This window comes from Kitasatospora sp. NPDC127116, assembly GCF_042677365.1.
Classification (GTDB): Bacteria; Actinomycetota; Actinomycetes; order Streptomycetales; family Streptomycetaceae; genus Kitasatospora; species Kitasatospora lactacystinica.
Window position 1 is genome coordinate 11,328 of record NZ_JBHXTL010000010.1, and the last position, 23,546, is coordinate 34,873.

Annotated in this window: 21 protein-coding genes; 11 read left to right on the forward strand and 10 right to left on the reverse strand. The window is 74.0% G+C overall.

Features of this window, described 5'->3' with window-relative positions; translation table 11 throughout:
• Positions 1 to 134: 134 nt before the first annotated feature.
• Together ACFVHV_RS06335 and ACFVHV_RS06340 are read left to right on the forward strand one after the other, a co-directional pair.
• Entirely contained in the window at positions 135 to 1,304 is a 1,170-nt protein-coding gene (locus ACFVHV_RS06335; protein WP_380349154.1) for an exonuclease SbcCD subunit D, read from the forward strand.
• The gene (locus tag ACFVHV_RS06340) at positions 1,301 to 4,336 is read left to right on the forward strand and encodes an AAA family ATPase (protein WP_380349156.1); all 3,036 of its coding nucleotides are present in this window, start codon (positions 1,301 to 1,303) and stop codon (positions 4,334 to 4,336) included. Before ACFVHV_RS06335 ends, ACFVHV_RS06340 begins: the two co-directional genes overlap by 4 nt.
• A 31-nt stretch (positions 4,337 to 4,367) precedes the next feature.
• On the opposite strand, the gene ACFVHV_RS06345 is transcribed toward ACFVHV_RS06340, so the two are convergent.
• Positions 4,368 to 4,586: a hypothetical protein gene (locus tag ACFVHV_RS06345; RefSeq protein ID WP_359898573.1), complete on the reverse strand. Its 219-nt coding sequence runs from the start codon at positions 4,584 to 4,586 to the stop codon at positions 4,368 to 4,370.
• Between the two features lie 212 nt (positions 4,587 to 4,798).
• Between ACFVHV_RS06345 and ACFVHV_RS06350 the strand changes: the two genes are divergently transcribed.
• Positions 4,799 to 5,353, forward strand: coding sequence for a DUF1990 family protein (locus ACFVHV_RS06350; protein ID WP_380349158.1), 555 nt, complete (start codon positions 4,799 to 4,801; stop codon positions 5,351 to 5,353).
• A gap of 82 nt (positions 5,354 to 5,435) precedes the next feature.
• Here ACFVHV_RS06350 and ACFVHV_RS06355 read toward each other — a convergent pair whose 3' ends face one another.
• Entirely contained in the window at positions 5,436 to 5,897 is a 462-nt protein-coding gene (locus ACFVHV_RS06355; protein WP_359898575.1) for a YjbQ family protein, read from the reverse strand.
• Between the two features lie 273 nt (positions 5,898 to 6,170).
• Complete coding sequence (locus tag ACFVHV_RS06360; protein ID WP_049650625.1) at positions 6,171 to 6,437, reverse strand: hypothetical protein; 267 nt, start codon at positions 6,435 to 6,437, stop codon at positions 6,171 to 6,173.
• A gap of 924 nt (positions 6,438 to 7,361) precedes the next feature.
• On the opposite strand from ACFVHV_RS06360, the gene ACFVHV_RS06365 reads away from it, so the two are divergent.
• Positions 7,362 to 9,563 (forward strand): bifunctional glycosyltransferase family 2 protein/CDP-glycerol:glycerophosphate glycerophosphotransferase, encoded by a 2,202-nt coding sequence (locus ACFVHV_RS06365; RefSeq protein WP_359898576.1) that lies wholly within the window; start codon positions 7,362 to 7,364, stop codon positions 9,561 to 9,563.
• A 112-nt stretch (positions 9,564 to 9,675) separates the two neighbouring features.
• Here ACFVHV_RS06365 and ACFVHV_RS06370 read toward each other — a convergent pair whose 3' ends face one another.
• Positions 9,676 to 9,888 carry an EF-hand domain-containing protein gene (locus ACFVHV_RS06370; protein ID WP_359898577.1) on the reverse strand — a complete coding sequence of 71 codons (213 nt, stop codon included), beginning with the start codon at positions 9,886 to 9,888 and terminating at the stop codon, positions 9,676 to 9,678.
• Between the two features lie 175 nt (positions 9,889 to 10,063).
• Here ACFVHV_RS06370 and ACFVHV_RS06375 point away from each other — a divergent pair, with 175 nt between their 5' ends.
• Positions 10,064 to 10,732 (forward strand): lysophospholipid acyltransferase family protein, encoded by a 669-nt coding sequence (locus ACFVHV_RS06375; protein ID WP_359898578.1) that lies wholly within the window; start codon positions 10,064 to 10,066, stop codon positions 10,730 to 10,732.
• A gap of 104 nt (positions 10,733 to 10,836) precedes the next feature.
• On the opposite strand, the gene ACFVHV_RS06380 is transcribed toward ACFVHV_RS06375, so the two are convergent.
• Positions 10,837 to 12,675, reverse strand: a complete 1,839-nt coding sequence (locus ACFVHV_RS06380; protein ID WP_359898579.1) for an ABC transporter ATP-binding protein — start codon at positions 12,673 to 12,675, stop codon at positions 10,837 to 10,839.
• Between the two features lie 149 nt (positions 12,676 to 12,824).
• Positions 12,825 to 13,598, reverse strand: coding sequence for an SDR family oxidoreductase (locus ACFVHV_RS06385; RefSeq protein ID WP_359898580.1), 774 nt, complete (start codon positions 13,596 to 13,598; stop codon positions 12,825 to 12,827).
• Positions 13,599 to 13,830: 232 nt separating this feature from the next.
• On the opposite strand from ACFVHV_RS06385, the gene ACFVHV_RS06390 reads away from it, so the two are divergent.
• The 4 genes from ACFVHV_RS06390 (at position 13,831) to ACFVHV_RS06405 (ending at position 16,736) form a co-directional block, all read left to right on the forward strand.
• The gene (locus ACFVHV_RS06390; protein WP_380349161.1) at positions 13,831 to 13,956 is read left to right on the forward strand and encodes a hypothetical protein; all 126 of its coding nucleotides are present in this window, start codon (positions 13,831 to 13,833) and stop codon (positions 13,954 to 13,956) included.
• An 82-nt stretch (positions 13,957 to 14,038) separates the two neighbouring features.
• Entirely contained in the window at positions 14,039 to 14,752 is a 714-nt protein-coding gene (locus ACFVHV_RS06395) for a hypothetical protein (RefSeq protein WP_359898582.1), read from the forward strand.
• Complete coding sequence (locus ACFVHV_RS06400; RefSeq protein WP_359898583.1) at positions 14,749 to 15,702, forward strand: DUF6895 family protein; 954 nt, start codon at positions 14,749 to 14,751, stop codon at positions 15,700 to 15,702. The genes ACFVHV_RS06395 and ACFVHV_RS06400 overlap by 4 nt, the downstream gene beginning before the upstream one ends.
• Positions 15,699 to 16,736, forward strand: a complete 1,038-nt coding sequence (locus ACFVHV_RS06405) for a serine hydrolase domain-containing protein (protein WP_380349163.1) — start codon at positions 15,699 to 15,701, stop codon at positions 16,734 to 16,736. Before ACFVHV_RS06400 ends, ACFVHV_RS06405 begins: the two co-directional genes overlap by 4 nt.
• A 62-nt stretch (positions 16,737 to 16,798) precedes the next feature.
• Here the strand turns inward: ACFVHV_RS06405 and ACFVHV_RS06410 are convergent, their stop codons facing one another.
• Positions 16,799 to 17,461, reverse strand: a complete 663-nt coding sequence (locus tag ACFVHV_RS06410; protein WP_359898585.1) for a LysE family translocator — start codon at positions 17,459 to 17,461, stop codon at positions 16,799 to 16,801.
• A 156-nt stretch (positions 17,462 to 17,617) separates the two neighbouring features.
• On the opposite strand from ACFVHV_RS06410, the gene ACFVHV_RS06415 reads away from it, so the two are divergent.
• Positions 17,618 to 18,964, forward strand: coding sequence for a PLP-dependent aminotransferase family protein (locus ACFVHV_RS06415; RefSeq protein ID WP_359898586.1), 1,347 nt, complete (start codon positions 17,618 to 17,620; stop codon positions 18,962 to 18,964).
• Positions 18,965 to 19,071: 107 nt separating this feature from the next.
• Here the strand turns inward: ACFVHV_RS06415 and ACFVHV_RS06420 are convergent, their stop codons facing one another.
• The 3 genes from ACFVHV_RS06420 to ACFVHV_RS06430 are packed head-to-tail and all read right to left on the reverse strand — an operon-like array spanning position 19,072 to position 22,552.
• On the reverse strand, positions 19,072 to 19,977 hold the full coding sequence (locus tag ACFVHV_RS06420; protein WP_380349165.1) for an SDR family oxidoreductase: 906 nt from the start codon (positions 19,975 to 19,977) through the stop codon (positions 19,072 to 19,074).
• Positions 19,974 to 20,981 (reverse strand): alpha/beta fold hydrolase, encoded by a 1,008-nt coding sequence (locus tag ACFVHV_RS06425; RefSeq protein ID WP_380349167.1) that lies wholly within the window; start codon positions 20,979 to 20,981, stop codon positions 19,974 to 19,976. Before ACFVHV_RS06425 ends, ACFVHV_RS06420 begins: the two co-directional genes overlap by 4 nt.
• Positions 20,978 to 22,552: an NAD(P)/FAD-dependent oxidoreductase gene (locus ACFVHV_RS06430; RefSeq protein WP_359898589.1), complete on the reverse strand. Its 1,575-nt coding sequence runs from the start codon at positions 22,550 to 22,552 to the stop codon at positions 20,978 to 20,980. The genes ACFVHV_RS06425 and ACFVHV_RS06430 overlap by 4 nt, the downstream gene beginning before the upstream one ends.
• Before the next feature lie 213 nt (positions 22,553 to 22,765).
• On the opposite strand from ACFVHV_RS06430, the gene ACFVHV_RS06435 reads away from it, so the two are divergent.
• Positions 22,766 to 23,542: a MerR family transcriptional regulator gene (locus ACFVHV_RS06435; protein ID WP_359898590.1), complete on the forward strand. Its 777-nt coding sequence runs from the start codon at positions 22,766 to 22,768 to the stop codon at positions 23,540 to 23,542.
• The last annotated feature ends 4 nt before the right edge of the window (positions 23,543 to 23,546 follow it).

Genomic DNA, 23,546 nt, shown 5'->3' on the forward strand with positions numbered 1-23,546 from the left:
CCACTCCGCCCCGCCCGCCACCGCACGGCCCCGGGGCCCCGGCCCCGGACGCAAGGGGCGCCAGGGGTGCCGGGGGCCAGTGGTACCACCGGGTCGGGCGGGATTGTCAGTGCTGCGGGTTAGGGTCGGGAACCATGCGACTGCTGCATACCTCCGACTGGCATCTCGGGCGCTCGTTCCACCGGGAGAGCCTGCACGACGCCCAGCGCGCCTTCCTGGACCACCTGGTGGAGGTGGTCCGGTCCGAGGGCGTGGACGCCGTGCTGGTCGCCGGGGACGTGTACGACCGGGCGCTGCCCGGGCTGGAAGCGGTCGCGCTGTTCGACGACGTGCTGCACCGGCTGGCGGACCTCGGGGTGCCGACGGTCTTCATCAGCGGCAACCACGACTCGGCCCGCCGCCTCGGCGTCGGGGCGGGGCTGATCGGCCGGGCCGGCATCCACCTGCGGACCGACCCGGGCGAGTGCGCCGAGCCCGTCGTGCTGGCGGACGAGCACGGCCCGGTGGCGGTGTACGGGCTGCCGTACCTGGAGCCGACCCTGGTGCGCGAGCGGTTCGGGCTGGCGAAGGGCGGGCACGCGGCGGTGCTCGGGGCGGCGATGGACCGGGTCCGGGAGGACCTCGCGGCCCGCCCGTCCGGCACCCGGGCGGTGGTGCTGGCGCACGCCTTCGTCACCGGCGGCGCGCCGAGCGACAGCGAGCGGGACATCGCGGTCGGCGGCGTCGCCTCCGTCCCCGCGTCGGTCTTCGACGGCGTGCACTACGCCGCGCTCGGCCACCTGCACGGCTGCCAGACGCTCGCCCCGCACCTGCGCTACAGCGGCTCCCCGCTCGCCTACTCCTTCTCCGAGGTGCACCAGCGCAAGACCATGTGGCTGGTCGACCTGGCCGCCGACGGCTCGGTGACGGCCGACCGCGTCCCCTGTCCCGAGCCTCGCCGCCTGGCGACACTGCGCGACACCCTCGACGCGCTGCTCACCGACGAGCGGTACGCCGAGCACGAGCAGTCCTGGGTGCAGGCCACGCTCACCGACGCGGCGCGGCCGAGCGAGCCGATGGAGCGGCTGCGCCGCCGTTTCCCGCACACCCTCCAGCTGCTGTTCGACCCCGAGCGGAGCGAGGCCGAGCCCTCGCAGTCGTACGCGGCGCGGGTCAGCGGCCGCGGGGACCTGGAGATCGCGGAGGGCTTCCTGCGGCACGTCCGCCCCGGCGCCGAGCCCGAGCCGGACGAGCTCGGCTGGCTCCGGGAGGGCTTCGAGCGCGTCCGGGAGACCACGGACCGGAAGGCGGACCTGCCCCGATGAGGCTGCACCGGCTCACCGTCACCGCCTTCGGCCCCTTCGCGGGCAGCGAGACGGTGGACTTCGACGCACTCGCCGCCGGCGGGCTGTTCCTGCTGCGCGGCGCGACGGGCGCGGGCAAGACCAGCGTGCTGGACGCGGTCTGCTTCGCCCTGTACGGCGAGACGCCGGGCGCGCGCCGGGCCAACCGGCTGCGCAGCGACCACGCCGACCCGAAGCGGCTGACCTCGGTGGAGCTGGAGCTGACCCTCGGCGGGCGGCGGCTGCAGGTCACCCGGCTGCCCGAGCAGCGCCGGCCGAAGAAGGTCGGGAGCGGCACCACCGTCGAACGGGCGCAGACCCTGCTGCGCGAGTGGGTCCTCGACACGGGCGACGGCGAGCCCGGCTGGCGCGGGATCAGCAAGTCGCACCAGGAGGCCGGGGAGGAGATCCACCGGCTGATCGGCATGAACCGGGAGCAGTTCTGCCAGGTGGTGCTGCTGCCGCAGGGCGACTTCGCCCGCTTCCTCAAGGCCGATTCGGAGGAGCGCGGCAAGCTGCTGCGGCGGCTGTTCGACACCGAGCGGTTCCAGCACGTGGAGGCCTGGCTGGCCGAGCAGCGCCGCGGCCAGGAGGCCGCCGTCCAGGCCGGCCGGCGCCGGCTGCGGGACCTCGCCAGCAAGGCCGAGCAGGCGGCCGGTCCGGGCGCCGAACCCGCCGCGGGCTGGGTGCCGGCCGAGGACGACGACGGTCTGGCCGCCGGGGTGCTCGGCTGGGCGGCGGTCCTGCGCAGCGGCGCGGCCGAGCAGCTCACCGTCACCGAGGCCGCCCTCGCGGGCGCCGGGGCCGCCCAGCGCGCCGCCCAGGAGCGCCGCGAGGCCGCCGAGGAGCTGGCCGGTCGCCAGCGCCGGCACCGCGAGGCGCTGGACCGGGCCGAGCGGCTGGCCGGCTTCGAGCCCGCAGCGACGGCGGACCGGCGGCGGCTCGCCGCCGCGCAGGAGGCCGTCGGGGTGGATTACGCCCTGCGGCTGCGGGAGAGCGCGGCCGAGGCACTCGGGCGCGCGCGGCAGCTGGAGCGCCGGCACCGCGAGCTGCTGGCCGGATCCGGTGCCGGGGGCCGGGATCTCGCCGGGGCCGACGCCGCCGGGCTGGCCGAGGCCGAACTGCGGCTGCGGGCCGAGGTGGTCCGGCTGGAGGCGGCCCGGGCGGAGGAGCGGCGCTGCGCCGAACTCGCCCACGAGCAGGGCTCCCTGGCACAGGACCGGCGGGCCGCCGAGGAACTGGCCGAGGAGGCCGAGGACTGGCTCGCCGAGTTCGAGGGCGAACTGGGCCGTCTGGAGCAGCAGCACGCCGAGGCCCGGTCGGCGACCGCCCGGGTCGAGCAACTGGACGGGCAGCGCACCGAGTTGACCGGACGCCTCGGTGCGGCGCGGGAGCGCGACGGCCTGCGCGCCGAGATCGCCGCGGCCGAGCCCCGGGCGGTCGCGCTGCGCACCGCCGCGCTGGACGCCCGGGAGCACAGCCTGGACCTGCGGGACCGCCGGCTGAGCGGCATGGCCGCCGAGCTGGCCGAGCAGTTGCGCACGGGAGAGGCCTGCCGGGTCTGCGGTTCGCCGGAGCACCCGGCGCCCGCCGAGGCCGCGCCCGGCGGGCGGGTCGGCGCCGAGGACGAGGAGCGGGCGCGCCGGGCCCAGGCCGACGCCGAGCGGGTCTGGACGGAGGCCGACCAGGCGCTCACCGCACTGCGGGTGCGCGAGGCCACCGCCGCCGGCGCGGCCGGGCCGGACACGACGGAGACGCTCGCGCAGGCCCTGGCCGGGATGGAGGACCAGCATCGCGGGGCACGGCACGCGGCGGAGGCGCTCGGCCGGGTCGAGCAGGAGATCGCCCGGCTGTCGCAGGACCGCACCCGCCGGGTCGACGAGCTGCAGGAGGCCAAGGAGCGCGCCGCCGTCCTCTCCGACCGGCTGCTGGCGCTCGGCACCGAGCAGCAGACGCTGACCGCCCGGGTGGCGGCCGCCCGGGGCGACGCGCCCTCGGTCGCCGACCGGGCCGCGGCCCTCACCCGGCTCGCCGAGGCGGTCGCCGCGGCGGCGAACTCCGCCCGGGCCCGGACGGAGGCGGCGGCCCGACTCGACGAGGCCGAGGACGAACTGGGCAAGGCCGCCGCCGCGGCGGGCTTCCCCGACCCGGCGGCGGCCCTGGCGGTGCTGCTGCCGCGCGAGGAGCGCGAGCGGCTGGAGGCCCGGCTGGAGCGGCACCGCGCGGAGACCGCCGCCGTCCGCCGCGAGCTGGGGCTGCCGGAGCTGGCCGAGGCCGCGGGCCGTCCGCCGGTGGACCTGCCCGCCGTCGCGGCCGAGCTCGGCGCCGCCACCGACCGGCTCGGCCGGTCGCACGCCGCCCATGCGGCGGCCCGCGAGCGCTGCGGGGCGCTGGCCACGATCGGGCGGCAGCTGACCGGACTCGCCGCCGAACTGGCCCCCGCGCTGGAGCGGTACGGGCGGATCACCCGGCTCGCCGCACTCACGGCCGGCACCGCCGCCGACAACCGGCTGCGGATGCGCCTGGAGTCGTACGTCCTGGCGGCCCGGCTGGAACAGGTCGCGGCGGCGGCCAGCGACCGACTGGTCCGGATGTCCGGCGGGCGCTACACCCTGGTGCACAGCGACGACCGGGGCAGCGGCACCAAGCGCTCGGGCCTGGCCCTGCGGGTGGTCGACGCGTGGACGGGCACCGAGCGGGACACCGCGACCCTCTCCGGCGGCGAGAGCTTCTTCGCCTCGCTCTCCCTCGCCCTGGGACTGGCCGACGTGGTCACCGACGAGGCCGGCGGCATGCCGCTGGACACCCTCTTCATCGACGAGGGCTTCGGCACCCTCGACGAGCAGGCCCTGGAGGAGGTCATGGACGTCCTGGACGGCCTGCGCGAGCGGGACCGCGCGGTCGGCATCGTCAGCCACGTCGCCGACCTGCGCAGCCGCATCCCCGCCCAGCTGCTGGTCCGCAAGGGGCGGCGCGGCTCGACCCTGGCGCTGGCCGGGCGGGAGGACGCGTAGGCCGACCCGGGGGGCCGGGGTCGGCCGTGGATCAGCCCGAGCAGGCGATCCGCTGCGCCTGCTGCCAGGCGCACACCGGGCAGAGGGTGCTGCCGGGCCGGTCGGCGGGCAGTTCGGTCGGCTCCCCGCACAGCACGCAGTCGGCGCGCGGCCCGGTCGCCTCCGGGTCGTGCCGCAGCGCCGCCTCCGCTTCGCCCTCGGACGCGAGTTCGCAGACGGCCGCTTCCTGGTTCGTACCGGTGTCGTTCATGCCGCCTTCCTACTCCGCTCCCCGCTGAGCTGCAACAGGCTCGGTCCTGGCCGAGCCGGCCCGAGCGTCCCGGCGAACGAATGACAGCGAACAGATTTCAGAAGACGTTCGCTGAAATCCGTCATCTGAAATCTGTTCACTGAAACCCGTTCCCTGAAACCCATCCCGCCCCGCCGCAGGCCCTCTCCCGCCCGGTGGCTACCGTGACCGACATGCCCATCGACCTGCACCGACGTCTCCTCGCCGCCCGCGCCACCGCCCGGTCGTACCCCGAGGTGGGCGCCACCCGGGGCGGGGGAGGACGGCTGCCGGACGGCTACGCCCACCTGCGGCGGCGGGTCCACCTGGGGCGCGGCGCGGAGGTTCTGGAGCGGGCCGGTCGGTACGTGCTCGACTGGGGCAGCCAGTTGGGCACCGGCTTCGCGGTGTACCCCGCCGGCCCGGCCCGGGAGGGCGGGACGGTGCTGCTGCGGCTGAACCTGCCGGGGAGCCGGCGGCCGCGGCTGGTGATCCCCTGCCGGGTGGTGTGGACGGTGGACGAGCCGGACCGGATCGGATTCGGGTACGGAACCCTCCCCGGGCACCCCGAGCGTGGCGAGGAGGCGTTCCTGGTGTCGATGGACGCCGACGGCGAGGTGTGGTTCGAGGTCACCGCGTTCTCCCGGCTGTCCGCCTGGTACGCCAGGCTGGGCCGCCCGGTGGCCCTGCTCTGCCAGCACCTGGCGATCGAGCGCTACCTCGCCGCGGTGGCCTCGCACGTCCGCTGAGTCGCGAAGCCCGCCGGACCCATCGAACCCGCCGAGCGCGCCCGGGCCCCGCGCGCACCGCGCCGAGGTCAGCCGAGGAAGGTCAGCCGAGGAAGGACAGCCGGACGGTCCGGCGCGGGTTGTCCCCGTTGGTGTCGATCAGCACCACCGACTGCCAGACGCCGAGGGCCAGTTGGCCGCCGAGGACCGGCAGGGTGGCGTGCGGGGCGACCAGGCCGGGCACCACGTGGTCCCGGCCGTGGCCGGGGCTGCCGTGCCGGTGGCGCCAGCGGTCGTCGGCCGGGAGCAGGTCGCGCAGGGTGGCGAGGAAGTCGTCGTCGCTGCCGGAGCCGGTCTCCAGCACCGCGATCCCCGCGGTGGCGTGCGGGACGAAGATGTTGAGCAGGCCGTCGCGCCCGGTGGCCCGTTCGTCGAGGAACGCGGCGCAGCGGTCGGTGATGTCGAGCGCGACCTCGCGGCTGCCGGTGGTGATCTCGATGGTGCCGCTCTGGAAGGTGGTGTCCGGGAAGGAGCCGGTCCGGGTGGAGTGGTTGTTGTCCGCCATGGCGCCATCCTGTCCCAGGCCAGCGGGCCGGGCGTACTCCCTCGCCGAGTCGCCGCGCCGGGGAGGCGAACTCGCGTAGGGTGAAAGGTTCAGACCACATCACCCGGACGGCGCGGCACGCGCCGGGGCCCCCACCCGGGGCCTTCACCGGGGCCCCACCGGGCCCGAACCCGGGACATCGTCCGGACACACCGAAGACCCGGTGGACCGGACGGTCCACCGGGTCGGTTCCCGACCGGGCGATGGGGAGGGACCCGTACCGCGCCGGTCGAACTAGCCGCGCCCGCCGAAGAGGCTCCGCCGCAGCCGACGCAGCGGCGTCAGCAGCGAGATCCTGGTGTGGCGACGACGGGTCGTCGGGGCCTCGGCGCCGCGCGGCGTGAGCTCCCTTATCAACCCGAGCGCTTCGGCGGTGTCCACCGCCGGGAGTGCGGGCGCGCCGAGCACGGCCAGGTGTCGGTCGATCCGGCGGCCGGTCGTGCCGACACCGCACTGGATCGCCGGCACGCGGGGCCGAGTCCGCACTTGCATGTGTTCCATCAGTTTTTCCCACCCCTACGAGGCGCCAGGGCCGTGAGGCGAAGACTATCCGTGAAGGACGGCCTTCGCGCAACCGTCCTTGGTGTTGTGCCACCGTATCGTGCGGCGTCAACTGACGAAGCACCAGGGGCCACCAGGCCGGTCACGACTAGGCATCAATGATGGTGCACGACCGGCCGTACGTCACCCGGTCCGACAGGCGCGGGTGCGGCAACCGTACGCACGGCACGCGCACGACGCTCACCCGGCGCACGGCGGCGCCCCTGCGGATCCGGGCCCCGCGGCCCGCCCGCACCCCACCGACGACCCGCCCGCGCCCCACCCCGCAGCCGGCCCCGCAGCCGGCCCGCGACCCGCCCGCACCCCGCTCGCGCCGCCATATAGGGGACAGCCGCGAGACGGCCGCCACATCGACAAAGCGATCATCGGGGGGCGTTCGCCGCGCCCGATCCGTGCACGGCCCGGCTGAACCGGGCGCCGGCCGACACCGTGACCGACCGACTTCAGGAAGTGAACACATTCGAGGGATTGACTCCCGCCTAACCTCCAAGCAGTATCTGATGCACACGCCAGTGCCCGCACCGCACCCAAGCGTGTGTTCGATTGATGAAGAACTCCGGCTCCCGCGAGCCACTGCCCGGCCGCCTCGACGCTGCGGTGGCCCGGCTCGCGCGGTGCCCGGACCGGCGGTCGGCCGTCGAGGGTCGGCCGGACCGCCACCTGACTGCCGGTGCCGTCCCGCAAGGGGCCCGGCACCGGCGGTTCCGGGTGCACCACGGCCCCTGCCGCGAGCCGCCCCACCGTGGCCGCCACCCCGCCCCACCACCACCGCCACCCCCGGTCACCGCCCCGGCCACCACCCCGGAAGCCCCGCACCGGACGTCCGCGCAGGTGACACCCGGTGGATCGGTACACTCGGCCAGCGTGTCCCTCCTCCTCAGCATCGTGCTCCCGGTCCACGGCGTGGAGCGGTACCTCCCGCACTGCCTCGACTCGATCCTCGGCGACACCCCCGCCGCGGAGACCCGCTTCGAGGTGATCGCGGTCGACGACCTCTCCCCCGACGGCTCCGGCGCGATCCTGGACGCCTACGCGGCCCGCGACAGCCGGCTGCGGGTGCTGCACCTCACCGAGAACCAGGGCCTCGGCGGCGCCCGCACCGCCGCCCTGCCGCAGGCCCGCGGCGAGTACGTCTGGTTCGTGGACAGCGACGACTGGGTGCCCGAGGGGACGGTCGGCGCGCTGCTGGACGAGCTGACGCAGGAGCGCCGCCGGGAGACCCCCGCCGACGTGCTGATCACCGACTTCACCCACGTCTACCCGGACGGCGGGACGGAGCCCAACCCCTGGCGCCACGTGCTGGCCGGCTCCCCGCTGGTCGAGGGCTGCACCCTGGCCGAGCACCCGGCGCTGTTCCAGACCGTGATGTCGGTGTGGAACAAGCTGTTCCGCCGCGCGTTCCTGGACGGCCTCGGCGTCTCCTTCGGCCGCGGCTACTACGAGGACATCTCGGTCACCTACCCGGCGCTGCTGGCCGCCGAGCGGCTGCGCTACCTCGACCGCCCCTGCTACTTCTACCGGCGCGGCCGGGACGGCGCGATCACCGCCACCTCCTCCCCCAAGCACGCGGACGTGTTCGCCCAGTACGACGCGATCTTCGCCTTCCTGGACCGCCCGGACCGCCCCGGCCGGCCGGTCCCGGACCCGCTGCGCACCCTGGTCTTCGACCGGACCGTCCGCCAGGCGCTGAACGTCTACGACACCCCCGGGCTGGTCCCCGCCGACCTGCGCAAGGACTTCTTCCGGCGGATCGCCCGGCACTTCGACCGCCACCGCCCGGCCGGCTACCGCTTCCCCGGCGGGGTGCGCGGCGTGCAGTACCGGCTGGCCGCCCGCGGCGCCCGGATCGCCTACGCGGAGCTGCGCCGCACCGGGCGGCTGCCGCGCGAACTCAAGCGCGGGGCACGGGCGGTGGCACCCGCGGTGAAGAAGGGGATGCGCAGCGGCGCCCGGTTCACCGCGTACAACGCGTTCCGCCGGCTGCCGCTGGACGAGAACCTCGCCGTCTACGCCGCCTACTGGCACCGGGGTTACGCGTGCAGCCCGGCGGCGATCTACGAGAAGGCGAAGGAACTCGCCCCGCGGATCCGGGGCGTGTGGGTGGTGGAGAACCGCGCCCAGGCCGCCGCGCTGCCGCCCGGGGTTCCGCACGTGATCGTCAACACCCCCGCCTACCTCAGGGCGATGGCGACCGCCAAGTACTTCGTCAACAACGTCAACTTCCCCCGCACCATGACGAAGCGGCCGGGCACGGTGCACGTCCAGACCCAGCACGGCACCCCCCTCAAGGCGATGGGCATGGACCTGCGCGACCACCCGGCGGCGGCCGAGGGGATGGACTTCGAGCTGCTCCAGGAGGCCGTCGACCGCTGGGACTTCCTGGTCTCCCCCAACCCGCACACCAGCGGGCACTTCGCCCGCGCCTTCCCCGGCCGGTACGAGATGCTGGACACCGGATACCCGCGCAACGACCGGCTGGCGAACGCCGCTCCGGACGAGGTCCGGGCGATGCGCGAGCGGCTCGGGCTGCGGCCGGACACCCGGGCGGTGCTGTACGCGCCGACCCACCGCGGCAGCAAGGGCGGCTACGTGCCGCTGCTGGACGTGGCGGCGCTGGCGCGCCGGCTGGGCCCGGACTTCACGCTGCTGGTGCGCACCCACTACTTCCACACCGACGGTCCGGGCGACCTGTCGGCGGCCGGCGCGGAATCGGCGCGGATCGTGGACGTCTCGGCGCACCCGACCGTCGAGGACCTCTACCTCGCGGCGGACGTGCTGGTGACGGACTACTCGTCGATGATGTTCGACTACGCGGTGCTGGACCGGCCGGTGGTGATCTTCGCCCCGGACTGGGAGGAGTACCAGCGGGAACGCGGCGTCTACTTCGACCTGTTCGCGGAGCCGCCGGGCGCGGTCACGGTGGACGCGGACGGGCTGGCGCGGGCGCTGCTGGCGGGCGACCCGGAGCCGGCGGCGCGGGCGCGGTTCCGGGCGAAGTTCTGCGTCTGGGACGACGGCGGGGCCTCGGAGCGGGTGGTGCGCCGGGTGTTCCCGGTGGAGGAGTAGCGGCCCCTGCCGAGGGCCCTGCGGAGAACAGCGAGGGCCCTGCGGGGAACAGCGGGGGCCTCCGGACGGGGCCGGTGCCGCCGGTACGGCGACCGGCCCCGTCGGCGCGGGTTCAGCGCCGGCGGGCGGCCAGGAACTCCTCGAAGGTCAGGACGCCGTCGTGGTTGGTGTCCATGCTGTGGATCAGCGCCTCGGCCATCGAGATGGTGACGTCGTGGTCGCCCATCTCGTTGGCGGCCAGGGCGTACTCGGCCGGGGTGATCCTGCCGTCGCCGTCCTTGTCGAAACGGTCGAAAAAGGCCTTGATCGCCTCGGTGGTCTCCATCGTGCCCTCCTGGGTACTGCGGGTGTCGCTCGGTTCGGACGGCCGTACCCTACCCGGCCGTGGCGCGCGCCACGGTCGCCGGGAGTGGACGTGCGCGGGGGTGGGTGTCGTAGTCTGCGGATCTGATTGCAGGCCCGGGCTCCTCCCGGGCGGTCGTTCGTCCAGGGAGGGAATCGTGCTCGACCTCGTCACCAAGTTGGTGCTGAAACCGGTCTCGCGGGGGATCTGGCGGCCGGCCATCGAGGGAATCGAGAACGTGCCGCGCAAGGGCGGGGTGATCCTGGCCAGCAACCACCTGTCCTTCATCGACAGCGTGGTGATCCCGCTGACCGCCCCGCGCCGGGTCCACTTCCTCGCGAAGGCCGAGTACTTCACCGGCACCGGGCTCAAGGGCCGGCTCTCCAAGGACTTCTTCGAGGCCATCGGCGCCGTGCCGGTCGAGCGCGGCACCTACCGTTCCGCTCAGGCCTCGCTGGAGTCGGCGCTGGAGATCCTGGAGGACGGCAAGGCCTTCGGCATCTACCCCGAGGGCACCCGCTCGCTGGACGGCCGGCTCTACCGGGGCAAGACGGGCGTCGCCTGGCTCGCGCTGACCGCGGGCGTGCCGGTCGTGCCGGTGGCGCTGGAGGGTCCGGAGCAGATCCTGCCGGTGGGCAAGCGGATCCCGCGGTTGAAGAAGGTGACGGTCCGCTTCGGCGAGCCGCTGCACTTCGACGAGTTGCACGGGCAGGCCCGTTCGCTGAAGGCCCGTCGGCAGGTGACCGACGAGGTCATGGCGGCCATCCAGCGGCTCTCCGGCCAGGAGGTCGCGGAGAGCTACAACGAGGTGCCGAAGGCGGCCTGACCGCCGCGTCCGTCACCGGCGCGCACACCCACGCTCGCACCCGCGCCCCGGGTCGTCGCACGCGCCCGCTCCCCGGGTCGTCGCACGCGCCCGCGCCCGGGTCGTCACACGCGCCCGAGCACGGCCGGTTCGGGCTGCCCGGCGGCCTCCGGCACCTCCCGGCGCAGCAGCGCCGCGTACCGGCCGTCCAGCGCCACCAGCTCCTCGTGGGTGCCGAGTTCGACCACCTCACCGCGGTCCAGGACGGCTATCTGGTCGGCGGCGCGGACGGTGGAGAGCCGGTGCGCGATGGTGATCGTGGTGCGGCCGGCGGCCAGGGTGTCCACGGCCTGCTGGACGGCGCGCTCGGTGCGGTTGTCGAGCGCGCTGGTGGCCTCGTCGAGGATCAGCACCGGCGGGTTGCGCAGGATCGTCCGGGCGAGCGCGAGGCGCTGCTTCTCGCCGCCGGAGAAGCGGTAGCCGCGCTCGCCGACCAGGGTGTCGTAGCCGTCCGGGAGGGCGGCGATGGTGTCGTGGATCTGCGCTGCCCGGGCGGCCTCGACCAGTTCCGCGTCGTCGGCGCCGGGCTTGGCGAAGCGCAGGTTCTCGGCGACCGAGGCGTGGAAGAGGTAGGTCTCCTGGGAGACCACGCCGACGGCTCGGGCCAGGGTGTCGAAGGACAGTTCGCGCACGTCCACGCCGTCCAGGGCGACCTGCCCGCCGGTGACGTCGTACAGCCGCGGCACGAGGTAGCTGAGGGTGGTCTTGCCCGAGCCGGTCTCGCCGACCACGGCCAGTGAGCTCCCGGCCGGGACGGTGAGGTCGACGCCGGCCAGGGTCGGGCGCTCCTGCTCCGGGTCGTAGCGGAAGTCGACGTCCTTGAAGCGGACCTCGCCGCGGATGCCCGTCAGGGTGACCGGGTCGGCCGGCTCGTCGATCTCCACCGGCAGGTCGAGGTACTCGAAGATGCGCTGGAAGAGCGCCAGGGAGGTCTGCACGTCCACGCCGGTGGAGAGCAGGCTGACGGTCGGGCGGAAGAGGCCCTGCTGGAGGGTGACGAAGGCGACCAGGGTGCCGACCGAGACGATCGGCGCGCCGGCGGCGGAGGTCAGCCCGGCCGCCCAGTAGATCAGCGCGGGCATCGCGGCCATCACGATCATGATGGTGTTCATCCGCCAGCGCCCGGCCATGCTGGCCCGCACCTCCAGGTCCGCGAGCTGGTCGGACTGGTCGGTGAACTCCCGGGCCAGCGAACCGGAGCGGCCCATCGTGCGGCCGAGCAGGATGCCGCTGACCGACAGCGACTCCTGGACCGCCGAGCTCATCGCGGCCAGCTGCTTCTGCCGCTCGGTGGTGATCTTCTTGCGCTCCCGGCCGACCCGGCGGCTGATCCAGACGAACAGTGGGAGCAGCAGCAGCGAGACGACGGTCAGCCGCCAGTCGAGGGCGACCATGGCGACGACCGAGGCGACCACCGCGGTCAGGTTGGAGACCAGGCTGGTCGCGGTGGAGGTCACCGTGGACTGCATGCCGCCGATGTCGTTGGCGATCCGGGACTGCACCTCGCCGGTGCGGGTCCGGGTGAAGAAGGCCAGCGACTGCCGCTGGAGGTGGCCGTAGACGGAGGTCCGCAGGTCGTGCATCACGCGCTGGCCGACGGTGGTGGAGATCAGCGTCTGGAGGACGTTGAAGACGCTGTTGACCACGGCGGTCAGGATCATCCCGAGCGCGAGCAGGCTGAGCAGCCCGGTACGGCCCTGCGGGATGGCGATGTCCAGGACGGCCCTGAGCAGGAACGGGGAGACGACCGAGACCACCGCGGAGGCGGCCACCAGCAGCCCGACGACGGTCAGGCGGCCCCGGTACGGGCGGAAGAGCGCGAGGATGCGGCGCCACTCGGCCGAGGGGCGGGGTTCGCCCTCGGCGCGCTCGGGCGGGGTCCAGTCGATGGCGGTGGGCCTCAAGGACGGGCCTCCCTGGGTGGGACGGTCGGGCGGACGGTCGGACTGGGGTCAGCATAGCGAGGATAGCTCATAGTTAGACAAGCTAATAGTGAGGGTTGCTCTATTCCTCGACTCCCGCCGACCCGCGGACCGCCCGACCGCCCCGGCCGTCAGTTGGTCCGGTAGGTGCGCGCCGCCTTCGAGGAGAACCCGCCGAGCTTGCCGGAGGGCAGCACCCGCGCGATGGCCACGGCGGCCTTGTACCGCTTGCCCGGCACGGACACGGACCGACCGCGGGCCAGGTCGCGCATCGCCTCGTCCACCACCCGCTCGGCGGAGAGCCAGGACCAGGACGGGATGTTGCCGGTACCCATCCCGGCCCGCTGGTGGAACTCGGTCCGGGTGAAGCCCGGGCACAGCGCCATCATCCGCACGCCCGTACCGCCGAGGTCGCGCAGCACGCCCTGGGTGAAGCTCACCACCCAGGCCTTGCTCGCGCCGTACGTGCCGCGCGGCAGGAAGGCCGCCACCGAGGCGACGTTGACGATCGCACCGCGGCCGCGCTCCCGCATGCCGGGCAGGGCGGCCGTGGTCAGCCGCAGGATCGCCTCGATGTGCACCTTCAGCATGGCCAGCTCGTCCTGGAGCGGAACCGTGCCGAAGGCGCCCTTGTTGCCGAAGCCGGCGTTGTTGACCAGGAGGTCCACCGGGCGGGCGGCGTCGGCGAGCCGGGCCTCCACGGCGCCGATGCCCTCGTCCGTCGCGAGGTCGGCGGCCAGCACCTCCGCCTCGATGCCGTACCTGCCGTGCAGGTCGGCGGCTGCGCGCTCCAGGCGCTCGGTGTCCCGGGCCACCAGCACGAGCTGGTAGCCGCTGCGGGCGAGCCGGCGGGCGAAGGCGGCTCCGATGCCGGCGGTCGCGCCGGTGATCAAGGCTGTGGTCATGCCCCGACCGTACCGACTCGCCTCGACAGGGCCCACATCCAGGGCAATGCCCCAGCTCAGCGGGCTGCGGATGCAGGTCACCGGAGGTGCTCGTACTGTCGAACGGGGGCATCGTCCGACCGGGCGGTGAAATCCAGACGAGGAGGCACTTCTGATGCTTACTCAGTTCCGGACCGGAACGGCAACGACGTCACGCAGCGCGACGCTTGAGGCCGAGACACTCGCGAGCCTGATGGTGGAGGAAGAGGCCGTCGTGTCCGACGCGCCCACGTACTCGCCCGAGGCCGCGGGGCTCCTGCTCCTGCTCGGCCTGGTCCTGCTCTCCCCGAAGGGACCGAAGGAGAAGCCGATCAGGTAGCCGGGCCTCCTCGCCCCACCGGGCCGTGCGCCCCTGGGGCCCCGCGCCCTTCCCGAGTCTCCTGAAGGAGTAGCTCACCACCATGCCGTTCGCCGAAACCCCTCTCCGTGACGAGTACGCCGCGGCGGTCGAGCGGGTGGCCGGCCGGACCCTCGACGCCCTCCGGGGCGCCGGGGGTGCGGCCGCACTCGCGGACCCGGACACCGCCGCGCCCCGCCCGCTGCTGGCCGCGGTGCGCGTGCTCGGCGCCGACCTCTTCACCCCGCAACTGCTCGCCGGGGCCGAGCCCGACGGACCCACCGCCGCGCTGCTCGCCGAGGCCCGACGGGCCTTCCCCGCCCCGGCACCGGCATCCGCCGAGGCCGCGCTGGTCATCGCCTGGCAGGACTGGGCGATCGACCGGCTGCTCGCCCGCACACCGTACGGGGACGCCGCACCGGCCTCACCGCCCTCCCCCGTGCCCGGACCGGCCGACCTGGGCTGGCAGTCCTGGTCGGTACGGATGGCGCAGTTGTCCGTGCTCGCGCTGCCCGGACTGGACGGTCCGGTGCACGACGCCGCCCGCTCCGGCACCCTGCACCTCGCCCACGGCACCGTCCGCTCCATGCTCCGACGGGACTTCACCACCGCCGTACGGCTCGCCCGCTGGCTCGCCTGGACGAGCGCCGAGGGGCTCCCGCCACGGCTCGAGGTCGAACCGGTCCTGGACCGGACCCGCCTGGTCGGCATCGGAGCCGTCCGGACGCGCCTCGAACTCGCCGTCGCCCAGCGCCTGTTGGAGGGAAGCCCGGCATGACCGACACCCAGACGCTCACCATCGCCCAACAGCTCGGCACCCGCGCGCTGTCCTGGCTGCACACCTCGTACCAGGGCAGCTACGGCAAGTTCGCGGACAACAGCGTCATCAACCTCTCCGAACCGGACGACATCTACAAGCCGCTCTGCGAGGTCGCGATGGCCTCCTCCCTGGTGCTGCGCGACGGGGTCGCCGGACCGCAGGACATCCTTGCCGCGCGCGACCTCCTCACGACCGCCTGGGGCCAGCTGCGCGAGGGCGACATGCTCTACGAGCGCCAGCTGCGGTACGTCACCATCACGGACCCGCTGGAGACGTACGCCCACTTCGCCCGGCTCGGCCACCGGCACGCCGCACTGGAGGAGCTGCTCGAATCACTCAGCCGGTTGCGGGCCGTGCACGCCGTCGAGATCCAGGGCAGCCGGCAGCTGGCCGTGGCCAACGCGCGTCGGATCATCGGACTCAGCCACCGGCCGGACTGGGCCACGCTCGCAGCCCGCACCTGGCTCGGCGCGCTCCCCGAACCCTGGACCGTCTCCTGGTCCACCGCCTACCAGGTCACCCACACCGTCTTCCACCTCACCGACTGGGGCGCCCGACCCCAGGACCTGCCCGAGCCGATGCGGGACTACCTGCACGACTGGCTGCCGGTCTGGCTCGACATCTGGCTGGAGATCGGCGAGTGGGACCTGGTCGGCGAGCTGCTGATCGTCGACTCGTGCATCGGGGAACCCATCACCGGGCGGTCCGGCTGGGAGGCCCTGGCCTCGGTGCAGCGGGCGGACGGCCTGGTGCCCCGGGACAACGAACCGATCGAGGACGACGAGGAGTTGGCCATCCGCGCACACGAACACACCGGCGTGGTCGCGGTCGTGGCCTCGACGGTCGCACTCTCCCGGGCACTCGGCGGCGCGGACGGCGCCGAAACCGCCGACATCGCGGCCGCATGAACGAACTCGACACGGCCGTCCGTGCGGCAGTGCGGGCGGCCGCGCCGTACGCGACCGCGGTCACCGTGGCCGTGGCGCGCGAAGGACAGGGCGAGGTGCGATGCTTCGGGCGCCTCGCGCGAGGGCGGGCGGCAGCATGCACCCCGGACACCGTCTTCGAACTCGGCTCGGTCAGCAAGACGTTCACCGCGCTGCTGCTCGCCGACCTGGCCACGCGCGGCGAACTCGCCCTCGACGACCCGGTCGAACACCGACTGCCGCCCGACTGGCGTCCGATGACCGTCCGCTCCCCCGAGCCGATCCGGCTGCTGCACCTCGCCACCCACACCTCGGGGCTGCCCGGGTTGCCGCCCGGACTGCTCGCCGGAGCCGTGCCGACCTGGCAGACCAACCCGTACGCGGCATTCGACGACGACCGGTTGAGAGCCGCCCTGGCCCGAACCACCGTGCGCGGCAGGCCCGGCAGCACGTACCGGTACTCCAACTACGGGGTCGGACTGCTCGGGCGACTGCTGGCCGAGACGGGCGGACTGCCGTACGGGGAGCTGCTCGCCAAGCGGGTCCTGGTGCCACTGGGACTCGATGCCACCACATGCGCGCCGGACGCGCCGGACGCGCCGAGCCGGGCGACCGGTTACCGGCGTGAACGGGCGATGCCGACCTGGCGGATCCCCGGACTGCCGGGCGCGGGCGCGGTACGGGCCAGTGGAAGCGACCTGCTGCGCTACCTCCAGGCCCATCTCGACCAGGAGGGCGGCGAGTTGGGTACGCCACTGGCCGAGGTCCAACGGGTCAGGCTGCGGCTTCCGCACTCCCCCGACGAGCTGTGCCTGGTGTGGAACCACCGCCGCTCGGGCGGGCGCGAGCTGTACTTCCACACTGGCGCGACCCGGGGGTTCACCGCCTTCGTCGGGTTCTCTCCGACGGGCGCGACCGCCGTGGCGGCCCTCGCCAACACCGGCCCGAAGCGCGGCGGACGCTTCGTCCAGGCGGGGTACGAGGTGCTGCGGACCGCCACCGGCCGTAGCACGTAACACCTCGCACCTCGCACCCGCACCTCGCCCCTGGACCGCTGCGGCCTCGGAGCACTATGGCTTCAGACCGCCACGGCCTTGGCGCGGTCGGCGGCGATGCGCACGGCGAGGCCGGCGAGGACGGTGCCCATCGCGTAGCGCTGGATCCGCAGCCAGCCGGGGCGGCGGTTGAGGAAGGCGGCGATGCCGCCCGCGCTCACCGCGATCAGGCCGTTGACGGTGATCGCGATCGCGATCTGGACCAGGCCCAGCAGCAGGCTCTGCACGGCGACGTGGCCGCGCTCCGGGGCCACGAACTGGGGCAGCAGCGAGATGTACATGATGGCGATCTTGGGGTTGAGCAGGCAGGTCAGGAAGCCCATCGCGAACAGCCGGCGCGGCGGGTCCGGCGGCAGCTGCTGCGGTGCGAAGACCGCCGTGCCGCCCGGCTTGACCGCCTTCCAGGCCAGCCAGAGCAGGTACCCGGCGCCGGCCAGCTTGATCGCGGTGTAAAGGGCGGGCACCACGGAGAACACCGCGGCCACTCCCGCCGTCACCGCGACCAGGTACACGAGGAAACCGGCCGCGACCCCGGTCAGCGAGATCAGCCCGGCGCGGCGGCCCTGCGCGATCGAGCGCGAGACCAGGTAGATCATGTTGGGCCCGGGCGACAGCACCATGCCCAGGGCCACGGCGGCGATCCCGAGTACGGCCCGGCCGTCCACGGCCGATGTCAACGCGTCCATGCGAGGAGGCTAGGACGGACCATCGGGTCAATGCAATGATGACTTTGCACTCGGTGCAATATGGGCCAGGGCCGGCGTGCGGGCCGTCGCGCGGGCTGGTGCTTGGCCGGTGCGCGAGCCCGCGAGCAACGAGAGACCTCTGGAGGCCGACCGCCGATGGACGACTACCGCCTGATCGCCGACCGGATCGCCGCCGAGATCGCGGACGGGCGGCTGCGGCCCGGCCAGCAGCTGCCCACCCAGCGCGCCTTCGCGCGCAGCCGGGGCATCGCCAACTCGACCGCCGGACGCGTCTACCGGGAACTGGCCCGGCGCGGGCTGACCGTCGGGGAGGTCGGGCGCGGGACGTTCGTCCGGGCCGGGCGCGCACCGGACGGCGCCCGGGTGCCGCTCGCGGAGCCGGCCGCCGCCCCCGTGGACCTGGAGCTCAACTACCCCTCCGTCCCCGGGCAGGCCGAGCTGCTGGCGGGCGCCCTGGCGCCGCTGCTGCGTCCGGACGCGCTGGGCGACGCCTTGCGGCCGGTCGGCGCGGCCGGGACGGTCGCGGCCCGGCGGGCGTTCGCGGGCCTGGTGTCGTCCGGCTCCTGGGAGGTCGGGGCGGAGCGACTGCTGTTCGCCGGCAACGGGCGGCAGGCCATCGCCGGGGCCCTGTCCGCGCTGGTGCCGCCCGGGCAGCGGCTGGGCGTGGAGGAGCTGACCTATCCGGTGGTCAAGGCGGTGGCGGATCGGCTGGGCATCGTACTGGTGCCGCTGGCCGTGGACGAGCACGGACTGCTGCCGGAGGCCGTGGCCGCCGCCCACCGGGCCGGGCCGCTGCGCGCGGTGTACGTCCAGCCGCGCCTGCAGAACCCACTCGGCGCGAGCCTGCCGCAGGAGCGGGCGGTGGCACTCGTCGCGGTGCTGCGACGGCTCGACCTGCCGGTGGTCGAGGACGCCATCTGGTCCTTCCTGCGACCCGAGCTCGCACCGCTGGCCGCGCTCGCGCCGGAGCGCACCGTGCTCGTGGACAGCCTCTCCAAGCGGCTCGCCCCGGGGCTGACCACCGGGTTCGCGGTCGTCCCGACGGCGCTGCGCGAGCGGGTGGCGGGGGCGCTGCGCTCGGGCGGGTGGACGCCGAGCGGTTTCGCGCTGGAGGCGGCGGTGCGCTGGATCGGGGACGGCACGCTGGCCGCGGTGGAGACGGCGAAGCGGGCCGACGCGAGGGCCCGGCAGCTGCTGGCCCGCGAGGTGCTGACGGGGCGACGGCTGCGGTCCGACCCCTGCTCGTACTACCTGTGGTGGGAGCTGCCGACGGGCCGACGGGCGGAGGCCTTCGTCGCGGAGGCGGCGCGTGCCGGGATCTCGGTCACGCCCGCCGCGGCCTTCGCCGTCGACCCCCGGCGCTCGCCCTCCGCCGTCCGGGTCGGGCTCGCGTCCCCGCCGCTGCCGGTGCTCGCGCGGGCGCTGGAGACGCTGGCGGGGATCGCGGAGGGGGCGGGTGAGCGGCGAACGGGTGACAGCTGACAGATTTCAAAATCTGTCAGCTGTCGTCCGTCATCTGTTCGCTGTCGTCCGTCGGCTGTCGGCTGTCCGCCGTTGGCCCTTCGCCCTCAGCCCTCAGCCCTCAGCCGTCAGTCGCCCGCCCCGCTCCGGCTCCCCCGGACCGCGGTGTCCGCCGCGCCCCCGGCGCCGACGGCGCGCAGGCGGCTCGCCGCGGTGGCGGCGAGCTGGGGTGCGATCCGGGCCACGTCCCGGGAGCCGACCACCGCGATCAGGGACGGCAGAAGCCAGCGGACCGGCTGCATCCCGCGCAGCCAGGCCTGCGCGTAGACGTGGGCGGACCGGCGGGCGATCCCGGCGACGATCCGGTCCACCGCGGGCTCCAGCGGATACGTCTTGTTCGCCGGCCACGGCAGCCGGGAGCGCATCTGCTTCAGCACGGCGTCCTGGTCGGCCCCGCGCACCATGTCCGTGTCGGTCCAACTCAGGTACCCGACACCGACCTTGACCCCCTGATAGGCCACCTCCGCACGGATCGAGTGGGCGAAGGCCTCCACCCCGGACTTGCTGGCGCAGTACGCACTCATCAGCGGCGCAGGAGTCAGCGCCGCGAGCGAGGCGATCTGGAGCAGATAGCCGCGGCTCTCGGCGAGCGCCGGCAGGAACGCCCGCGCGGTGGCCACGCTGCCGAGCAGGTTGACCTCGATGACCCGGCTGAACGCCTTGTGGTCGCTGTCGGTCAGCGGACCGCCGATGGCGATCCCGGCATTGGCGACGACGGCGTCGATCCGACCGTAGTGCTCCTTGATCCGCCGGGCGGTGTCCTCCAGCGCGTCGAGGTCGGTGACGTCCACCTCCCAGCTGCTCGCGGACGGCCCGCACTGCGCGGCGGCGGCCTTCAGCTCCTCCGGCTCCAGTCCCAGCAGGGCGACCTCGGCCCCGCGCCGGGCGAGCTTGCGGGCCAGCGACGCACCGACGCCGCGCGCGGCCCCGGTGACGACGACGACCTGCGCGGACAACGGCGGGATGGCGTTCATGCGACGGCGGTCCTCTCATCGACGGAAGCGGAAGCAGCACCGGCGGAAGCACCACCGGCCGAACCAGCACCGGCCGAAGCCGCACCGGCCGGCGCGGACGCCAGGTACGCGGCGGCCATCCGGTGGATCTCGGCGGCGACCTCGTCCGGGCGCTCCAGCGGCGACATGTGGCCGACCCCGGGAAGCAGCAACAGCCCCTGAGGGTCCGGGAGTTCGGCGACGATCCGGTGGGCGTGCACGGGCGGGGTCAGCCGGTCGCCGGTGCCGACCACCACCGCCGTGGGCGCGGCGAGCCGGGCGAGCCCGGCGTGGACGTCCAGCCGCTCCAGCACCGCGGCCCAGTTGGCGCGGACGGCGGTCGGGCAGGCGTGCACGATCCGGGCCGTCGCCTCGACCTGGCCGGCGGACGAACCGGGCCCCATGGTGGCGTACTTGAGCGCCACCCGGCTGACCGGCGAGACCGGCCCGAGCGGCATCCGGGAGCGCAGCAGCTGCCGGTGCAGGAAGCGCCGCAGGCCGCGGGGCCGTACGGCCGGTGGCAGGACGGTGAGTTCGGCCACGAGGTCGCCCGGCCCGGTGGAGATCAGGACGGCCGCCGCGGTGCGGTCGGCGACCTCGGGACGGCCGCCGGCGGTCATGATGGTCATCCCGCCCATGCTGTGCCCGGCGAGGACGGCCCGTTCACCCGCCGGAACGGTCCGCGCGAGTACGGCGGACAGGTCCTCGGCCAGCGCCCGGGTCGAGTAGCGGGCCCGGCTCGGCGGGATCTCGCTGTTCCCGTGGCCGCGCTGGTCGTAGGCCACCACCCGGTAGCGGTCGGACAGTCGGCGGATCACCGGGGCCCAGAAGGCGGTCGAGCAGGTCCAGCCGTGGGCGAGCACCACGGTGGGCGCTCCGGGCCGGCCGTGCACCTCGACGTGCAGCCGGATGCCGTCCGCCGACCGGACGCTCAACTCATCGGCCGGAAGCGGCGGTTCGTATTCCTCGGGCAGCCGGGCGCTCACGCGGAGACCTCCTGGGCAGTGGTGCGGGTGGCGGCCGGTGCGGCGCGCATGATCAGCTCGTACTCGCCGAGGTCGACCTTGCGGGTGGCCCGGCGGAACGAGGTGGTGGAACCGGGCCAGAGCACGGTGTTCTTGCCGTTCGGGTCGAGGTACCAGCTGAGGCAGCCGCCGGTGGTCCAGACGGTGCGGTCCATCCGGTGCTGGAGTTCGAGGTTCCACTGCCGCTGGGCGCGCGCGGTGGGCTGCATCGCGGCGGCACCGATCGAGCCGAGCGTGGTCAACGCGTCGATCATGTAGTTCAGTTGGGACTCGATCATCAGGATCATCGAGCTGTTGCCGAGGCCGGTGTTGGGCCCGATGACGAAGAAGAGGTTCGGGAAGCCGCGCACGGTCGAGCCGCGCAGCGCCTCCATGCCGTCCTTCCACTCCTCGGCCAGGCTGGTGCCGTTGGCGCCGAACACCCGGGCGCCGATGGGCATGTCGGTGACGTGGAAGCCGGTGCCGAAGACGATGGCGTCCACTTCGTGCTCGCTGCCGTCGGCCGCGACCAGGGTGGAGCCGCGCAGTTCGCGCAGGCCGGAGGAGACGACCTCGGTGTTGGCCGCCGCGAGGGCCGGGTAGTAGGTGTTGCTGAGCAGGATGCGCTTGCAGCCGATCCGGTAGTCCGGGGTGAGCCTGGCGCGCAGCTCCGGGTCGCGGACGCCTTGGGCGATGTGGCGCTCGGCGAGCCGCTGGACCAGGCGCAGCAGTCCGGGCCGGCGCACGAAGGCGTCGACCTGGATCTCCCGGAGGGCGAAGAGCGTGCCGCGGCGGATCTTCGTGGTGACCGGCAGGCGGCCGTGCAGCCACTTCTCCAGCTGGGTGATCTCGCGGTCGCGACGGGGCAGCACCCAGGCCGGGGTGCGCTGGAAGACCGTCAGCTTGCCGACTCCGGGCTGGATCGACGGGATGATCTGGGCGGCGGAGGCGCCGGTGCCGACCATCGCCACGCGCTTGCCGGTCAGGTCGAAGTCGTGGTCCCAGCGGGAGGAGTGGAAGACCTTGCCGGGGAAGCCGCTCAGTCCGGGCAGGTCGGGGATCTGCGGGTCGGCGAGCGGTCCGGCGGCGGAGACGACGGCGTCGGCGGTCCACTGGCCGACCGAGGTGGTGATCCGCCAGCGGGTCTGCTCGCTCTCCCAGCGGGCTTCCAGTACTTCGGTGTTGAAGCGCAGGTGGGGGCGGAGGCCGAAGACGGTCGCGACCTTTTCCAGGTAGGAGCGGATGTCCGGCTGGCCGGAGAAGCTGCGCGGCCAGTCGGGGTTGGGCGCGAAGGAGAAGGAGTAGAGGTGCGAGGGAACGTCGCAGGCGCAGCCGGGGTAGCTGTTGTCCCGCCAGGTGCCGCCGACGGAGTCCGCCCGTTCCAGCACCACGAAGTCGGTGATCCCGGCGCGACGCAGTCGGACCGCGGCGCCGAGGCCGCCGAAGCCGGAGCCGATCACCGCCACCCGGACATGCGGGACGGGCTCCTGCGCAGCGGCGGTGTCGGTCGCTGCGGACGCGCCGGAGCGGGGGCGCTTGCTGCTGGGTGCCATGCGGCAAACCTCCTGAGGGTGGGACGGTGATCGTCGCGCTCTCCCGGGGTCGCGGCCCCGGAACCTCCCGGGGGCTCGCCTCCGGGACCCTGCCAATCGCGCCAGTAATCACTGGCATGGTTGGCAGGGTAGCCCTTGCTGACACCGGATGGAAGAAGCACGACGGCTCCGGTTCGGGGAACCTTCCGGGCCGGCGGTCCTATGCTGATCGCCGTGGACAAGGTCAGAGCTGCTGCGGGCGACAGAAAACGCGAGTACCGGGTGGAGGAACTGGCCGAGGCCGCCGGCATCACCACCCGCACCCTGCGCTTCTACCGCGAGCGCAAACTGCTTCAGCCACCCCGCAGGGAGGGCCGCATCGCCTGGTACAGCGAGGAGCACCTGGCCCGGCTGCGGATGATCGGTGAACTGCTCGAACGCGGCCACACCCTGGGCGGCATCGCCGAGCTGATCGGCGCCGGCGAGAGCGGGCGGGACGTCGCCGAGCTGATCGGACTGGAGGCGGCGATCGTCGCGCCGTGGTCCGACGAGACCCCGGTTCGCCTGGACTGGGACGAACTGAAGACCGCGTTCGGCGACCAGCTCACCGAGGAGAACACCGCCGAATCGATCGCCCAGGGCTACATCACCGTCGAGGAGGACGGCATCACCCACGTCAGCCGCCGGCTGATGGACGCCACCACCGAGCTGGTGGCGGAGGGGGTGCCGCTCTCGGCCGTACTGGAGGCCAGCCGACGCACCCAGGAGCACGTGGACGCCATCGCCGAGATCTTCATCGAGGTGGTCAGCGAGCACCTGCTCAGCGCGCTGGCCGCCGACACCCCGTTGCCGCCCGGCGCGGCGGCCCGGCTCACCGAGCGCATCCTGCGGGTCCGGCCGCTGGCGCGTACGGTCGCGGACGCCCAGTTCGCCCTCGCGATGGACCGACGGGTGCACGTCGAGTACACCGAACTCCTGCGCCAGCGACGGGAGAACGGCTCCGAGGCGTAACCGG

What these genes read in the sequence shown, in the direction of transcription:
- ACFVHV_RS06335 (WP_380349154.1), top strand. Translation starts at nt 135, where the DNA reads ATGCGACTGCTGCATACCTCCGACTGGCATCTCGGGCGCTCGTTCCAC.
- ACFVHV_RS06340 (WP_380349156.1), top strand. Translation starts at nt 1,301, where the DNA reads ATGAGGCTGCACCGGCTCACCGTCACCGCCTTCGGCCCCTTCGCGGGC.
- ACFVHV_RS06345 (WP_359898573.1), bottom strand. Translation starts at nt 4,586, where the DNA reads ATGAACGACACCGGTACGAACCAGGAAGCGGCCGTCTGCGAACTCGCG.
- ACFVHV_RS06350 (WP_380349158.1), top strand. Translation starts at nt 4,799, where the DNA reads ATGCCCATCGACCTGCACCGACGTCTCCTCGCCGCCCGCGCCACCGCC.
- ACFVHV_RS06355 (WP_359898575.1), bottom strand. Translation starts at nt 5,897, where the DNA reads ATGGCGGACAACAACCACTCCACCCGGACCGGCTCCTTCCCGGACACC.
- ACFVHV_RS06360 (WP_049650625.1), bottom strand. Translation starts at nt 6,437, where the DNA reads ATGGAACACATGCAAGTGCGGACTCGGCCCCGCGTGCCGGCGATCCAG.
- ACFVHV_RS06370 (WP_359898577.1), bottom strand. Translation starts at nt 9,888, where the DNA reads ATGGAGACCACCGAGGCGATCAAGGCCTTTTTCGACCGTTTCGACAAG.
- ACFVHV_RS06385 (WP_359898580.1), bottom strand. Translation starts at nt 13,598, where the DNA reads ATGACCACAGCCTTGATCACCGGCGCGACCGCCGGCATCGGAGCCGCC.
- ACFVHV_RS06390 (WP_380349161.1), top strand. Translation starts at nt 13,831, where the DNA reads ATGGTGGAGGAAGAGGCCGTCGTGTCCGACGCGCCCACGTACTCGCCC.
- ACFVHV_RS06395 (WP_359898582.1), top strand. Translation starts at nt 14,039, where the DNA reads ATGCCGTTCGCCGAAACCCCTCTCCGTGACGAGTACGCCGCGGCGGTC.
- ACFVHV_RS06400 (WP_359898583.1), top strand. Translation starts at nt 14,749, where the DNA reads ATGACCGACACCCAGACGCTCACCATCGCCCAACAGCTCGGCACCCGC.
- ACFVHV_RS06405 (WP_380349163.1), top strand. Translation starts at nt 15,699, where the DNA reads ATGAACGAACTCGACACGGCCGTCCGTGCGGCAGTGCGGGCGGCCGCG.
- ACFVHV_RS06410 (WP_359898585.1), bottom strand. Translation starts at nt 17,461, where the DNA reads ATGGACGCGTTGACATCGGCCGTGGACGGCCGGGCCGTACTCGGGATC.
- ACFVHV_RS06415 (WP_359898586.1), top strand. Translation starts at nt 17,618, where the DNA reads ATGGACGACTACCGCCTGATCGCCGACCGGATCGCCGCCGAGATCGCG.
- ACFVHV_RS06420 (WP_380349165.1), bottom strand. Translation starts at nt 19,977, where the DNA reads ATGAACGCCATCCCGCCGTTGTCCGCGCAGGTCGTCGTCGTCACCGGG.
- ACFVHV_RS06430 (WP_359898589.1), bottom strand. Translation starts at nt 22,552, where the DNA reads ATGGCACCCAGCAGCAAGCGCCCCCGCTCCGGCGCGTCCGCAGCGACC.